Origin of the sequence: Streptomyces lonarensis, from assembly GCF_012033735.1 — a bacterium.
Lineage (GTDB): Bacteria > Actinomycetota > Actinomycetes > Streptomycetales > Streptomycetaceae > Streptomyces > Streptomyces lonarensis.
Map to the genome: position 1 here is coordinate 13,300 of NZ_JAAVJD010000014.1, position 14,122 is coordinate 27,421.

Annotated in this window: 12 protein-coding genes; all 12 read right to left on the bottom strand. The window is 70.1% G+C overall.

What is annotated here, in order from left to right; translation table 11 throughout:
- Nucleotides 1-16: 16 nt before the first annotated feature.
- A complete protein-coding gene (locus HCN56_RS03875) occupies nucleotides 17-466 on the bottom strand; it encodes a glycine-rich domain-containing protein (RefSeq protein ID WP_312871035.1) in 450 nt (149 codons plus the stop codon).
- A gap of 386 nt (nucleotides 467-852) precedes the next feature.
- A complete protein-coding gene (locus tag HCN56_RS03880; protein ID WP_167968044.1) occupies nucleotides 853-1,701 on the bottom strand; it encodes a helix-turn-helix domain-containing protein in 849 nt (282 codons plus the stop codon).
- Nucleotides 1,702-1,719: 18 nt separating this feature from the next.
- Nucleotides 1,720-2,244, bottom strand: coding sequence for a DUF6879 family protein (locus tag HCN56_RS03885; protein WP_167968045.1), 525 nt, complete (start codon nucleotides 2,242-2,244; stop codon nucleotides 1,720-1,722).
- A 536-nt stretch (nucleotides 2,245-2,780) separates the two neighbouring features.
- The gene (locus HCN56_RS03890; protein WP_167968046.1) at nucleotides 2,781-4,706 is read right to left on the bottom strand and encodes a TIGR03960 family B12-binding radical SAM protein; all 1,926 of its coding nucleotides are present in this window, start codon (nucleotides 4,704-4,706) and stop codon (nucleotides 2,781-2,783) included.
- Between the two features lie 157 nt (nucleotides 4,707-4,863).
- Entirely contained in the window at nucleotides 4,864-6,006 is a 1,143-nt protein-coding gene (gene rodA, locus HCN56_RS03895) for a rod shape-determining protein RodA (RefSeq protein ID WP_167968068.1), read from the bottom strand.
- Nucleotides 6,007-6,064: 58 nt separating this feature from the next.
- Nucleotides 6,065-8,161 carry a penicillin-binding protein 2 gene (gene mrdA, locus HCN56_RS03900; protein WP_167968047.1) on the bottom strand — a complete coding sequence of 699 codons (2,097 nt, stop codon included), beginning with the start codon at nucleotides 8,159-8,161 and terminating at the stop codon, nucleotides 6,065-6,067.
- Nucleotides 8,158-8,871 carry a rod shape-determining protein MreD gene (mreD, locus tag HCN56_RS03905; protein ID WP_167968048.1) on the bottom strand — a complete coding sequence of 238 codons (714 nt, stop codon included), beginning with the start codon at nucleotides 8,869-8,871 and terminating at the stop codon, nucleotides 8,158-8,160. Before mreD ends, mrdA begins: the two co-directional genes overlap by 4 nt.
- 2 nt (nucleotides 8,872-8,873) lie before the next feature.
- Complete coding sequence (gene mreC / locus HCN56_RS03910) at nucleotides 8,874-9,947, bottom strand: rod shape-determining protein MreC (RefSeq protein ID WP_167968049.1); 1,074 nt, start codon at nucleotides 9,945-9,947, stop codon at nucleotides 8,874-8,876.
- A 121-nt stretch (nucleotides 9,948-10,068) separates the two neighbouring features.
- Nucleotides 10,069-11,088: a rod shape-determining protein gene (locus HCN56_RS03915; protein ID WP_167932897.1), complete on the bottom strand. Its 1,020-nt coding sequence runs from the start codon at nucleotides 11,086-11,088 to the stop codon at nucleotides 10,069-10,071.
- 497 nt (nucleotides 11,089-11,585) lie between these two features.
- Entirely contained in the window at nucleotides 11,586-11,999 is a 414-nt protein-coding gene (gene ndk / locus HCN56_RS03920) for a nucleoside-diphosphate kinase (RefSeq protein WP_167968050.1), read from the bottom strand.
- 226 nt (nucleotides 12,000-12,225) lie between these two features.
- The gene (locus HCN56_RS03925) at nucleotides 12,226-12,558 is read right to left on the bottom strand and encodes a DUF4233 domain-containing protein (RefSeq protein ID WP_167968051.1); all 333 of its coding nucleotides are present in this window, start codon (nucleotides 12,556-12,558) and stop codon (nucleotides 12,226-12,228) included.
- Nucleotides 12,558-14,108 (bottom strand): bifunctional tetrahydrofolate synthase/dihydrofolate synthase, encoded by a 1,551-nt coding sequence (gene folC / locus HCN56_RS03930; protein WP_167968052.1) that lies wholly within the window; start codon nucleotides 14,106-14,108, stop codon nucleotides 12,558-12,560. Before folC ends, HCN56_RS03925 begins: the two co-directional genes overlap by 1 nt.
- Between the last annotated feature and the right edge of the window lie 14 nt (nucleotides 14,109-14,122).

Below are 14,122 nucleotides of genomic sequence, written 5' to 3' on the forward strand. Positions count from 1 at the left end.
TCGCGCGTACTAGTCGCTACTTCTTGGGGCCGTTCGGACTGTCAGAGCAGCCCGCGTGACACTGGCTGCACTCAGCGGAACCCTCGCCGGGCCAGAGGTCGGCATCCGGCTCAACGCCAACAGCTCGCATGGCCTCCTTCGTTCGGCCGATCGCCTCCCGCCCCGCCCGGGGGTCGCACCCCTCGGCGTCGTCCGGAACATGGTGGATCGGACCGCCGGCGACCAGCTCGCACACGTCGGCGTAGTCCCGCGTGCGCAGGAGGAGCGCGTGCCAGAAGAGATCGACCGGGAGGGAAGGTGTCAGCGGCTCCACGCTGGAGGCAGAGGCGCGAAGATACCCTTCCAGCTGCGCGACACCGCGCGCGCCCAGGTCATCAGTCAGCTCCGGCCAAGACTTACGTACGTCCGTGATCAGGCGCGCCGCGAGCGCGTCACCGATGATTCTCTGCGTAAGGATCTCTGACACGTGCAGTCCTCCTTGTCGGATGGTGCATGACGTGGTCCGGCCGGCGCCACCAGACTCACGAGGTCCGGCCGGGGCTTCCCTCCCGCTTTCGGGACAAGGCCAACCCGAGGAGGGAACTCGTACTCCGGGTGGCGCTGTGCTTTCCCCCGGGGGCCCATGGCGTGTTCACCTGCTTCGCCCGCCACCACAAGCCTTCCGGAGACTGGACAGTTGTCGGCGCCCACGTCGATGGACTTAACAGGGCGCCGACATGTGGCTCGGCGTGCCCCGCTCGGGGCTTTTCGTACGCCCTTGCCGCTGAGTGGTCTCCGCCCGGCTCGGTACACAGACGACGCTAGAGGTCTACGCACACGCGTATCCACCTTGTTGCACGTTGTTGCACCGGATCATCCGAGCGCGGAGAGCGCGTCCCGGATCAATCCCTTTGCCGACTCACCCCTCACGGCCCCCCGCGACAGCTCAGCGAAGGCACGTAGGTATGTGCGAATCTCGCCGGGAGTGGTCAGGTTGATCTCCGCCGTCAGCGTCTCCACAGCGACTTGCTGGTCGTCGAAGGAGTAGAACGCTTCGAGCGGCCACACTGTTCGGCGCGCCCGCTTGGGGATGATGCCGAGTGCCACGTTCGGTCGGCCCATGATACTGAGCAAATACTCAAGCTGGCCCCGCATGGCTTCGTCATCGCAGACCCGGTAGTAGAGAACGGTCTCTTCGAGAAGCAGCGCGAAGCGGTGGTCACCTTCACGGATCACCCGCGACCGGTTGAGCCTGGCTGCCACCGCGTCTTCCACGTCATCCGGTGTGCCCTGAAAGATGGTGATGGCCCTCAGAAGACCTGCCGCGTACCCGGCAGTTTGGAGCATTCCGGGCATGACGTTCGATGCGTACACGCGGAACGAACGCGTTCGCTGGTAGAGCGGGACAGTCTGTTCATGGACACGACGCATGCCGTCCTTGTGGATCTGCCGCCACTCGACGTACATGGACTCGGCGTTCCGCGACGCGGCAATGAGGTCAGCCGCGTGGTGGTCCGCTCCGCAGGCCGAGCACCATGCCCGGATATCCGCATCCGAAGGCGGCGTAATGCCTCGCGCGATACGAGAGGACTTCGCCCGGTGCCAGCCGCACCGAAGGGCCAGCTCATGACCGGACAACCCCGCGTCTTTCATCAGCCCTTGCAGGCGGGACGCAACCGCCTGACGCGCGGCCTGGGCACTCGAAAACGGAGAGGTGGACATGAACTGGCCCGCCAGGAATCAGACGGTGTACTGGGCGTGCGGGGTGCCCCGCTCCCAGACCGCCTCGAACGCCGAAGCGCATAGCTTGGCTACGGCCGCGTCCTCGGTCTGGTCGGTGTGGACCCACCTGCCCAGCCCGTCGAAAATGTTGAACTGAACCAGTCTGCCGTCGAACAACCAGAAGTCGTTGCCTGGCAGGGCCAGGTCCGAAGCCCTGCGCCGGGGCAACCAGCGCACCTGCTCTCCTGCCGCCACGTTGGTGAAGGTGCCGGAATGCTCGAATGCGATGTAATCGCTGACCGGCTCCGAAACGATGCGGGCACGTCGGATGACTACGCCCTTTCCCGTGACCTCCTGAACGAGGTCGAGCCACGGACGCCACCAGGAACCCCGGTCATCCGGGTCGATCCGGTGCCCCTCTCGCCACGCCGCGAAGCCCACCCTCTCACTGTCCACGCCGTACCCGTCTCGCATCTCGAGATGCACGGCTGACTCCCGCACTGACCGGAGGAGGTCAGAGAAGTCAGTCAGACTCTGCGACACGAAGCGCCTCCCTGAGAAGCGGGACCATCCGCTTCGGAACTCTGATCACCGACTCATGTCCGGGAAGCACAACGTCCAGCGAACTTTCCCCCAGAGTCCGGTGGTCTGCGGTCCACCCCTGGATTACGAGGTCCTTCGACTCCTGATCCACCCACACAGCAGGTGAACCGTGATCTCCGGACTCAGGGTCTTTGCCAACGAACCGTAAGACCATGAGGTCCCTCCCTGTCTAGCGCGTCGCCCCTGCTTGCACGACCATCACCTTGCCGGGCTGCGCTGGTCAAGAGGGCGTGTCGCCTTGGCCGGGCCAAACAGGAGTGCGCCCCATGGAGGGCACGCGAAAGACGTACCGCTCTATGACGGGCCAGCGCCTCCGACCCGCTCGCCTCACTCCACGTCCGACGGGATGCGATCGCCAACGAGCGGCGAACGGCGTTCGCCGCAGCGCGTGCAAAGCCAGCTCCCTTTTCGGTGCCCCCAGCTCCGAGCCGCGCGGGACCCCGTGCGCTCTGGATTTGTCATGTTCGCGCTGGTCTCTACTTCTTGACCGTCAGCGGCAGGAGCTTCTTGCCGGTGGGGCCGATCTGGATGCTGGTGTCCATCTGAGGACACACCCCACAATCGAAGCAGGGGGTCCAGCGGCAGTCCTCGACCTCGGTCTCGTCGAGGGCGTCCTGCCAGTCCTCCCACAGCCAGTCCTTGTCCAGGCCGGAGTCGAGGTGGTCCCAGGGCAGGACCTCCTCGTAGGACCGCTCGCGGGTGGTGTACCAGGCGACGTCCACGCCCTGCTGCGGCAGGGTCTTGGCGGCGGCCTCCATCCACAGGTCGTACGAGAAGTACTCGCGCCAGCCGTCGAAGCGGCCGCCGGCCTCGAAGACGGCGCGGATGACGGAGCCGATGCGGCGGTCGCCGCGGGAGAGCATGCCCTCGACGATGCCGGGCTTGCCGTCGTGGTACCGGAAGCCGATGTTGCGGCCGTACTTCTTGTCGCCGCGGATGCGGTCCCGCAGCTTCTCCAGGCGGGCGTCGGTCTCCTCGGCGGAGAGCTGCGGCGCCCACTGGAACGGGGTGTGCGGCTTGGGGACGAAGCCGCCGATGGAGACGGTGCAGCGGATGTCGTTGGAGTTGGAGACCTCGCGGCCCTTGGCGATGACGCGGGTCGCCATCTCCCCGATCTGGAGGACGTCCTCGTCCGTCTCGGTCGGCAGCCCGCACATGAAGTACAGCTTCACCTGGCGCCACCCGTTGCCGTAGGCGGTGGCGACCGTGCGGATCAGGTCCTCCTCGGAGACCATCTTGTTGATGACCTTCCGGATGCGTTCGCTGCCGCCCTCGGGGGCGAACGTCAGACCGGACCGGCGCCCGTTGCGGGTCAGCTCGTTGGCCAGGTCGATGTTGAAGGCGTCGACCCGGGTCGAGGGCAGCGACAGGCCGACGTTGTCGTCGGTGTAGCGGTCCGCGAGTCCCTTGGCGACGTCGGCGATCTCGCTGTGGTCGGCGGAGGAGAGCGAGAGCAGCCCGACCTCCTCGAAGCCGGTGGCCTTCAGCCCCTTGTCGACCATCTCGCCGATGCCGGTGATGGAACGCTCGCGCACCGGCCGGGTGATCATGCCGGCCTGGCAGAAGCGGCAGCCGCGGGTGCAGCCGCGGAAGATCTCTACCGACATCCGCTCGTGGACGGTCTCGGCCAGCGGCACCAGCGGCTGCTTCGGGTACGGCCACTCGTCGAGGTCCATGACGGTGTGCTTGGACACCCGCCACGGCACGCCCGACCGGTTGGGCACGACGCGGGCGATGCGGCCGTCGGGCAGGTACTCCACGTCGTAGAAGCGCGGGACGTACACGCCGCCGGTGCGGGCGAGGCGGAACAGCAGTTCCTCCCGTCCGCCGGGGCGGCCGGCGGCCTTCCACTCGCGGGTGATGTCGGTGATCTCCAGGACGGCCTGCTCGCCGTCGCCGATCACCGCGCAGTCGATGTAGTCCGCGATCGGCTCGGGGTTGAACGCGGCGTGCCCGCCGGCGACCACCACCGGGTGGTCCTCGGTGCGGTCGGCGGACTCCAGCGGCACCCCCGCCAGCTCCAGCGCGTTCAGCAGGTTGGTGTACCCCAGCTCGGTGGAGAAGGAGACGCCGAAGACGTCGAACGCGCCGACCGGCCGGTGGGCGTCCACGGTGAACTGCGGGACGCCGTTCTCCCGCATCAGCTTCTCCAGGTCCGGCCAGACGCTGTAGGTCCGCTCGGCGAGGACCCCGTCGCGCTCGTTGAGCACCTCGTAGAGGATCATGACGCCCTGGTTGGGCAGGCCGACCTCGTATGCGTCGGGGTACATCAGCGCCCACCGCACGTCGCAGGCGTCCCAGTCCTTGACGGTCGAGTTCAGCTCGCCGCCGACGTACTGGATCGGCTTCTGGACGTGCGGGAGGAGGGCCTCCAGGCGCGGGAAGACCGATTCGACTGGCATGGGTGACAACTCCGGGGGGTGTCGGTCGCGCTGTACGGTCGGGCCGCGCCGCCGGGCGGCGGCGTGGGCCGCGGACAAGGGGATCGGCCGTTCAGCGTACTGGGTCACGCCGGTGCCCCGCACCGCGCGGCGGTACGGGGCACCGGGGAGGGCCGGGTCAGGCGGAGGCGGACAGCGCCCGTTTCATCCGGATCGACTGGAGGAGCCCGATCGCGATCCAGGTCGCGAACATCGACGTACCGCCGTACGACAGGAACGGCAGCGGGATGCCGGCGACCGGCATGATGCCCATCGCCATCCCGATGTTCTCGAAGGACTGGAAGGCGAACCAGGCGACGATCCCGGTGGCGATGACCGTGCCGTACAGCTCCGTCGCGCCGCGTGCGATCCGCAGTGCCCGCCAGAGCACGACCCCCAGCAGCACGATGATCGCCCCCGCGCCGAGGAAGCCCAGCTCCTCGCCGGCGACGGTGAAGATGAAGTCGGTGTGCTGCTCGGGCACGAACTGGCCGGTGGTCTGGGTGCCCTGGAAGAGCCCCTTGCCGTCGAGCCCGCCCGAGCCGATCGCGATCCGTGCCTGGTTGGTGTTGTAGCCGACGCCGGAGGGGTCGCGGCTGGGGTCGGCGAAGGCGGCGAACCGGTCGATCTGGTACTGGTCGAGGAGGCCGAGGAACCAGACGGTCAGCGCCGCGGCCACCCCGGCGGCGACCAGTCCCAGCGTCCAGCCGATGCGGGCGCCGGAGCCGAAGAGGATGCCGAGGATGATCGCCGCGATCACCATGGCCATGCCGGTGTCGTCCACCAGGACGATGCACAGCGGCACCGCGGCCAGCGCGAGCGCCTGCAGCATCGTCTTGCCGCCGGGGTACTCGCGGTCGCCTGCGTCCACGCGGGCCGCCAGTATGACCGCCATGCCCATGATGACGGCGACCTTGGCGAACTCGCCCGGCTGGATCGTGTAGTCCCCGATCGCGAGCCAGGCGCGCTGGCCGTTGATCTCGGTGCCCAGCGGGGTGAACACCAGCAGCATCAGGATGAGGGTGAACACGTAGAAGACCGGCACGAAGCCGCGCAGCCGGTGGTGGCCGAGCCACATGACGCCGACGGCGAGCGCGATCCCGATGGAGAGGTTGACGACTTGCCGCAGGAGGAAGTACTGCGGATCCCCTCCCGTTATGCCGGTGCGCGTCCGGGTGGCCGACCACACCAGCAGGCAGCCCAGCACGGAGAGGGCGCCGGCGGCGCCCATCAGGACCCAGTCGACCCGGCGCAGCAGCGAGTCCCGGGCGGTCAGCCGCATCCAGGCCGGCTGCTGGCCGGTGCGCCGGGCGCCCACGTAGGTGTGGATGCTCACCGCCTCACCCCTCGTCCGCGATGATGGTGCCGTTCTCGTCGATCTCCGGCAGGCTGCTCATCGGCTCGGGCAGCAGCGCCGCGTCGCGGTCGACGGCCCCGTCCTCCGAGACACCGTAGATCGCCTCGTAGATCCGCCGGACCGCCACGCCGGAGGCGCCGGAGCCGGTACCGGCCTGGTCGATGGTCATGACGACGGTGTAGTCGTCGGAGAAAGTCGTCAGCCAGGACCGGGACTGCTTGTTGTCGGTGGTCGCGGTGCCGGTCTTGGCGTAGAGCGGGATCTCGTCCAGCGGCCAGCCGCCGAACCGCCAGGAGGCGGTACCGGTCGACACGACGTCGGCGGTGGCGGCCTTGAGCTGCCTTATGGTCTGCTCGCTGGCGGGCAGCTTGCCGGTCTCGACGGGCGCGATCTCCTCGACGAGGGTGCCGTCGGCGCCGATGACGGCCTTGCCCACGGTCGGCTGGTACATGGTGCCGCCGTTGGCGATCGCGGCGTATATCACCGCCATCTGCAGCGGGGTGACCAGCACGTCGCCCTGGCCGATGGAGAAGTTGACGGCGTCACCGGCGCGGAGCTTCCACCCCTCCTCGCAGTTCTCCCGGGCGAGGCGGTGCGCGAAGTCCTGCTTGTCGGACTTGGCCATCTCGCACCAGGAGTCCTTGTTGGCCTCCCAGTACGAGCGCTTCCACTCGCGGTCCGGGACGCGGCCGGGGACCTCGGAGGGGAGGTCGATGCCGGTGGTGGCGCCGAGGCCGAAGCCGAGGGCGGTGTCGTACAGGTAGTCGTTGGCGTCGTCCTTGGGGTTGGGCCCGCCGTCCTTCTGCCATTCCTGGTGGGCCAAGCGGTAGAAGACGGTGTTGCAGGAGACCTCCAGGGCGCGGCCGAGGCTGATGGGCCCGTAGCCGGTGGACTCGAAGTTCCGGAAGGTCTGGCTGCCGATGCTGTAGGAGGACGAGCAGTCGTAGCTGCCGTCGAAAGGGTAGCCGGCGTTGACCGCGCCCGCGGAGGTGACGACCTTGAAGGTCGAGCCGGCCGGGGACTGGCCCTGGATGGCGCGGTTCAGCAGCGGGAAGTTGGAGCCCTCGCCGGTGAGCTCCTGGTAGTCGCCGCCGGAGATGCCGCCGACCCAGACGTTGGGGTCGTAGTCGGGGGCGGAGGCCATGGCGACGATGCGGCCGGTCTCGTTCTCCATGACGATCGCCGCGCCGGAGTCGGCCTCGTAGGTGCGGCCGGTGATCTCGTCGGTCTGGGTGCGCGCGTCCTTCATGGCCTGGGCGAGTTCCTTCTCGACCACGGCCTGGACCCGGGAGTCGATGCTGGTGACGACGTTCGCCCCGGCCACCGCCTCGTCGTTGTCGGCCTCGCCGATGACGCGGCCGAACTTGTCGACCTCGTAGCGGGTGATGCCGGCGCTGCCGCGCAGGAACGAGTCGTAGGTGCGCTCCAGGCCGGAGCGGCCGATCTGGTCCGAGCGCAGCAGCGGCGAGTCGGTGTCGCCTGCCTCCTGCACCTCGTCGTCGGTGACGGGCGAGAGGTAGCCGAGGACCTGGGAGGTGGCGGCGCCGTCGGGCGCGGTGTAGCGGCGGACGGCGGTGGGTTCGGCGCTGATGCCGGGGAACGCCTCGGCGCGCTCGCGGATCTGGAGTGCCTGCTCGGTGGTGGCCTCGTCGGTGACGGGGATCGGCTGGTAGGGCGAACCGTTCCAGCAGGGCTGCGGGGTCTGCGCGTCGCAGAGGCGGACCTTGTTGGCGACCTCCTCCTCGGACATGTCGAGGAGTTCGGCGAGGTCGGCGAGGACCTGCTCGCCGCCGTCGCGCTGCCGCATCAGCTCGGTGCGGTCGGCGGAGACGACCAGGCGGGTCTCGTTGTCGGCCAGCGGCACGCCGCGCGCGTCGAGGATGGAGCCGCGGACGGCGGGCTGCACGACCTGCTGGACGTGGTTGCCCGCGGCCGCTTCCTGGTACTCGTCGCCGCTGCGGATCTGGAGGTACCAGAGCCGTCCGCCGAGCGTGAGGAGCAGCGAGAGGACCAGTATCTGGATGACGACGAGCCGGATGGTGATGCGCGAGGTGCGGCCCGTCTCCGGGATGTTGCTCACAGCCGCTTGACCCCCTTGATGCGTCCTGCCTTCGGGCGGCCGCCCATGGTGACGCGGGTGCTGCGGCCCTTGCGGCCCAGCAGCGGCGACCAGGGCTTGGTCCCGCCTCCGGGGCGTTTGAAGAGCGACGCGCGGGAGGGCTGGGCCCAGCTGTTGATGGTGTCGTTGCCGCCGGCGGAGCCGGAGACCGACTCGGCGGCGAGGGGGTCGTCCTCCAGTTTGCGCGCCAGGGCCATGACCAGCGGCACGGCGAACGGTGCGAGCAGCAGGTCGTAGATGGTGGCGGTGACGACGAGGGTGATGAGGCTGCCCAGGGCGACGGCGGTGTCGCCGACGAGGGTGCCGACCCCGGCGTACAGCAGGGTGGAGGCGACGGCGCCGGCTCCGACGACGATCATCGGGACGGTCGCCGAGCGGTGGGGTCCGGTCTCGGGCCGGGTCAGGCCGGCCGCGTAGCCGATGACGCAGAGCACGAGGGCGTAGCGGCCGACGGCGTGGTCCGCCGGGGGTGCGATGTCGGCGAGGAGGCCGGCGCCGAACCCTGCCAGGGCCCCGCCGACGTGGCCGTAGACCAGGGCCAGGCCGAGGACGGTGAGCAGCAGCAGGTCGGGGACGGCGCCGGGGAGCTGGAGGCGGGCGAGGACGGTGACCTGGAGCACGAGCGCCACGATCACCAGCACGGCGGTGAGGAGGGTGCGGGTCAGGCGCATGGTCAGTCAGCTCCCACGATGGCTTCGGGGTCGGTGCCCGTGCCGGGGCCGGTGCCCTGGCCGGTGTCGTTCCCGCCGGGCTCCGTTCCGGTGCCGGCGTCGCCGTCGGCGGTGCCGCCTTCCGTCTCCCCGCCCTCGCCCGCGTCGGCGTCCTCGTCCTCGTCGTCGGCGTCCTCGTCCGCGTCCTCGGCGGGCTTCTCCTCCCGCGCGTCCTCGGGACGCTCGGGGAGGACGGAGTCGCGCGGGTTGTCGCGCGGGGGCTCGACCACGACGCCGACCAGGTCGAGCTGGGTGAAGGCGACGTAGGGGCGGATGCGGACGGTGCGGGTGAGGTCGCCGGAGGCGGCCTCGACGCTGGTGACCTCGCCGACCGGGACGCCGGGGACGAAGGGCTTGCCGTCGGCGGAGCCGAAGGTGACGAGCCGGTCTCCGGCCTTCACCTTGGCGCGGTGGTTGAGGAGTTGGACGTCGATGGTGTCGTCGCCGCGCCCGTTGGCGAAGCCGAGTTCGTCGCTGCCCTCCATGCGGGTGCCGACGGTGAAGTTCGGGTCGCTGGCCAGCAGGACCGTCGCGGTGCCGGGGCCCACGGTGGTGACGCGGCCGACGAGGCCGTCACCGTTGAGCACGGTCATGTCGCGGCGGATGCCGTCGTCCCGCCCGGCGTCGATGGTGATCGTCCAGGAGAAGCCCTGGGCCGGCCCCATGGCGATGACCTGGGCGCCGACGATGCGGTACTGGCCCGCGCCGGCGGTGCCGAGCATCTCGTCGAGCTGCCTTATGCGGGAGTCCCGGTGCTCGGAGCTGCCGAGCTCCTGGCGGAGTTCGGCGTTCTCCCTCTCCAGCTCGCTGATGCGGTCGTGACGGCGTCCGGAGTCGCGGACGGCGCCGATGGCGTTGCCGACCGGGTCGACGGCCCGGGCGAGGCCGGACTCGACCGGGCCGAACACCGTGGCGGCGACCTCCCGCGGCCCGTCCATCGGCGATTCCTCGCCGCTGCGGAGGTCCATCGTGATCAGCGCGAAGGCGATGGCGACCAGAAGCAGGAGCAGGAGCCTGCTCTCCTTGGTGTCCCTCACGTGCGGAGGCCGTGCCTTTCTGCGTCGTTCGGTGGTCCGCCCGCCGGTCGGCCCGCCGGGCGGCGTACGCTGCCCGGCCGCAGCCGGCGGGGCGGTGCCGCGCGGTGGGGCCCGGGGGGCGTCACCGTCGCGGCTGGGCGTCCAGTACCTGCTGCAGCGCCTCGAACTCCTCGACGCACTTGCCGGAGCCGAGGGCGACGGAGTCGAGCGGGTCCTCGGCGATGTGGATGGGCATGCCGGTCTCCTGGCGGAGCCGTTCGTCGAGGCCGCGGAGCATCGCGCCGCCGCCGGTGAGGACGATGCCGCGGTCCATGATGTCGCCGGACAGCTCGGGCGGGCACTTGTCCAGGGTCGTCTTGACGGCGTCCACGATGGAGTTGACGGGCTCCTCCATCGCCTTGCGGACCTCGCCGGAGGAGATCACGACGGTCTTCGGCAGCCCGCTGACCAGGTCGCGGCCACGGATCTCGGTGTGCTCGTCCTGCTCGGTGTCGTAGGCGGAGCCGATGGTGATCTTGATGTTCTCGGCGGACCGCTCGCCCAGCAGGAGGCTGTACTCCTTCTTGATGTGCTGGATGATCGCGTTGTCCAGCTCGTCGCCGGCGACGCGGATGGACTGCGCCGTGACGATGCCGCCGAGCGAGATCACCGCGACCTCGGTGGTGCCGCCGCCGATGTCGACGACCATGTTGCCGGTCGCCTCGTGCACGGGGAGGCCGGAGCCGATGGCGGCGGCCATGGGCTCCTCGATGATGTGGACCTGGCGCGCGCCCGCCTGCGTCGACGCCTCGATGACGGCGCGTCGTTCGACCCCGGTGATGCCCGAGGGAACACAGACCACGACCCGGGGGCGGGCGAGGTAGCGGCGCTTGTGGATTTTCAGGATGAAGTAGCGGAGCATCCGCTCGGTGATCTCGAAATCCGCGATCACCCCGTCCTTGAGGGGACGCACGGCGACGATGTTGCCGGGGGTCCGGCCGATCATCTTCTTCGCCTCGGATCCGACGGCGAGAATGCCACCGGTGTTGGTGTTGATGGCGACGACGGAAGGCTCGTTCAGCACGATGCCACGGCCTCTGACGTACACCAGCGTATTGGCCGTTCCGAGATCGACTGCCATGTCTCGACCCATGAAAGACATATTGCTCATGAGGATACGTCTGGCCTTCCAGCTGGAGCGTTGGGTGCGTGGAGGTCGGCAGGATGCGATGTCGCCGCCGCCCGCGTACTACGCGGTGGGCACGCGTCACATCGTATCCCCGGCCGGTCGGGCACAGGGCGCCGGTGCGCCTTGAGTCGCCATTGTCAACGGAACCCGGCCCGTCCACCGTCATGGTGACGTCGTGTTCGGGTGAAGACTTGCCCGTTCGACTCTACATACCCCGATGGCGGAGCGCATTGGAGCGACAAGCGCGGTGCGGGCAATTCCCGCCGGATGCGGCGGGCCCGCCGACCACCGGCCCGACCGGGCGTGTCGCGCGCCGGTCCCGGTGGCCGGATCGCCGCGGGCCGGGTGACGGCCCGCGGCTATCCGTGAATCGGTTCGCCGGTTCGCCGGCGGCACGCGAAAAGCGGCGTGGCGGCGGCGCCGGTCGGGATGTCCGGTCCTGACACGAGGTCGGACGGAACAGTCCGGAATTAGCTCAGACCGGGGAAGAAAATCTTCATCTCGCGTTCGGCGGAGGCCTCGGAGTCCGACGCGTGGATGAGGTTCTCACGCACGATGGTGCCGAAGTCGCCGCGGATCGAGCCCGGAGCGGCGGCGATCGGGTCGGTCGGGCCGGAGAGCGCCCGCACGCCCTCGATGACGCGCTCGCCCTCGACGACCATGGCGACCGACGGACCGGAGACCATGAAGTCCATCAGCGGGGCGTAGAACGGGCGGCCCTCGTGCTCGGCGTAGTGCTCGGCCAGCGTGGCGCGGTCCAGCGTGCGCAGCTCCAGCGCGGTGATGCTCCAGCCCGCCTTCGCCTCGATCCGGCCGATGATCTCGCCGACCAGTCCGCGGCGGACGGCGTCCGGCTTGAGGAGAACGAGGGTGCGCTGGGTCATGGATGGGCTCCAACCGGGGTGCGGTGCGGGACAGGTGAAGGCCCGGGATGCCCGGCGGGCGGCCGCGCGGCATCGACCGGTGGCCCGCACGATACCCGCACCCGGACCCGCTCCCCCAGTCGGGCCCCGGCTAGGTCCACCCCCCGGACCGGCGCGCGGGCCGGTCCGGGCGCCGGGGACGCACCCCGGCGCGTGCTCGGCGACCCGCCCCGGGCCGCGGCCGAGGTCAGGCCTGCGCGGCGTGCGCGGCCTTCATCTCGTCCACGCGGCGGCCGAAGTGGACCGAGGCCCACCACAGGCCGGCGAAGCAGGCGCCCAGGAAGAACATCATCGGGACGAGGAACCCGCTGAGCACCAGCCCGGCCTGGAGCGCCCAGCCCATCGCCACTCCCCCGGGTCGCGTCACGAAGCCGCACAGCAGCACGCACAGCGCCATGACGACCCCGCACACCGCCCAGAGAGTCCCCGCCGGGACGTCCGTCATCCGGAACGCGACGAGGCCGACGAGCCCGACGATCAGGCACTCGGAGATCAGCGTCGCGGAGCAGAGCGTGCGCATCAGCGGTCCCTTCCCAGCAGCAGGCGGGCCTCGCCCACGGTGATGACGGAGCCGGTCACCAGCACCCCGGCGCCGCCGTACTCGGCGGACTCCTCGGCGAGGGTGATCGCGGCCTCGATGGCGTCGTCGAGTCGGGGTTCGACCTGGACGCGGTCCTCGCCGAAGACCTCCACCGCGACGGCGGCCAGCTCGTCGGGGTCCATGGCGCGGTGCGTGGAGTTGCCGGTCACGACGACCTCGGCCAGCACCGTCTCCAGCGCCTCCAGCACACCGCGGACGTCCTTGCCCGCGCTGGTGCCGACCACGCCGATGAGCCGGCTGAAGTCGAACGCCTCGGCGATGGCGGCGGCGGTCACCGCGGCGCCGGCCGGGTTGTGCGCGGCGTCGAGGATGACGCTGGGGCTGGTGCGGACGAGCTCCAGCCTGCCGGGCGAGGTGACGTGGGCGAACGCCTCGCGCACCAGGTCCTGGTCGAGCGTGCGGTGGTGGGTGGCGCCGATACCGAAGAACGCCTCCACCGCCGCCAGTGCGACCACCGCGTTGTGCGCCATGTGCTCGCCGTGCAGCGGCAGGAAGACGTCGGGGTACTCGCCGCCGAGCCCGCGCAGGGTCAGCAGCTGGCCGCCCACCGCGACCTCGCGGGAGACGACGCCGAACTCCAGGCCCTCACGGGCGACGGTGGCGTCCCGCTCGCCGGCGCGGCGCAGCATCACCGCGGCGGCGTCCAGCGGCTGCTGGGCGAGGACGACGGTCGCGTCCTGCTTGATGATCCCCGACTTCTCGCCCGCGATCGCCTCCTCGGTGGTGCCGAGGCGGTCGGTGTGGTCCAGCGAGATCGGGGTGACGACGGCCACCTGGCCGTCGACGACGTTGGTGCAGTCCCACTCGCCGCCCATGCCGACCTCGACGACGGCGACGTCCACCGGGGCGTCGGCGAACGCGGCGAACGCCATCGCGGTGAGCACCTCGAAGAAGGAGAGCCGGTGCTCCTGCCGGGAGTCGACCAGCTCGACGTAGGGCAGCAGGTCGCGGTAGGTCTCGATGAACCGCTCGGGGTCGATCGGCCGGCGGTCCAGGCTGATCCGCTCGGTGATCGACTGCACGTGCGGGCTGCTGAACCGGCCGGTGCGCAGTTCGAAGGCGCCCAGGAGCGTCTCGATCATGCGAGCGGTGGTGGTCTTGCCGTTGGTGCCGGTGATGTGGATCGACGGGTAGGAGCGCTGCGGCTCGCCGAGGACGTCCATCAGCTCGCGGATGCGGACCAGCGAGGGGTCGAGCTTGGTCTCGGGCCACCGCTGCGCCAGCTCCGCCTCGACCTCCGCGAGGGCGCGGTCGGTCTCCGGGTCCTCGGGGCGCCCGGGCACGTCGTCCTTGGCGGAGGGCGGGCCGGACAGGGCGCGCAGCGTCCGGCTCCCGGCCTCGATGACGGCCAGGTCGGGATCTCGGACGGTCTCCTCCTCGACGATCTCCGCGAACGGGTCGCCGCCCGGGGTGTCGGGGGCGTGGTCGTCGGGGGTGTCGGGGCCGAAGTCGTCGGGGGTGTCGCTCACGGGGCTCAAGTCTA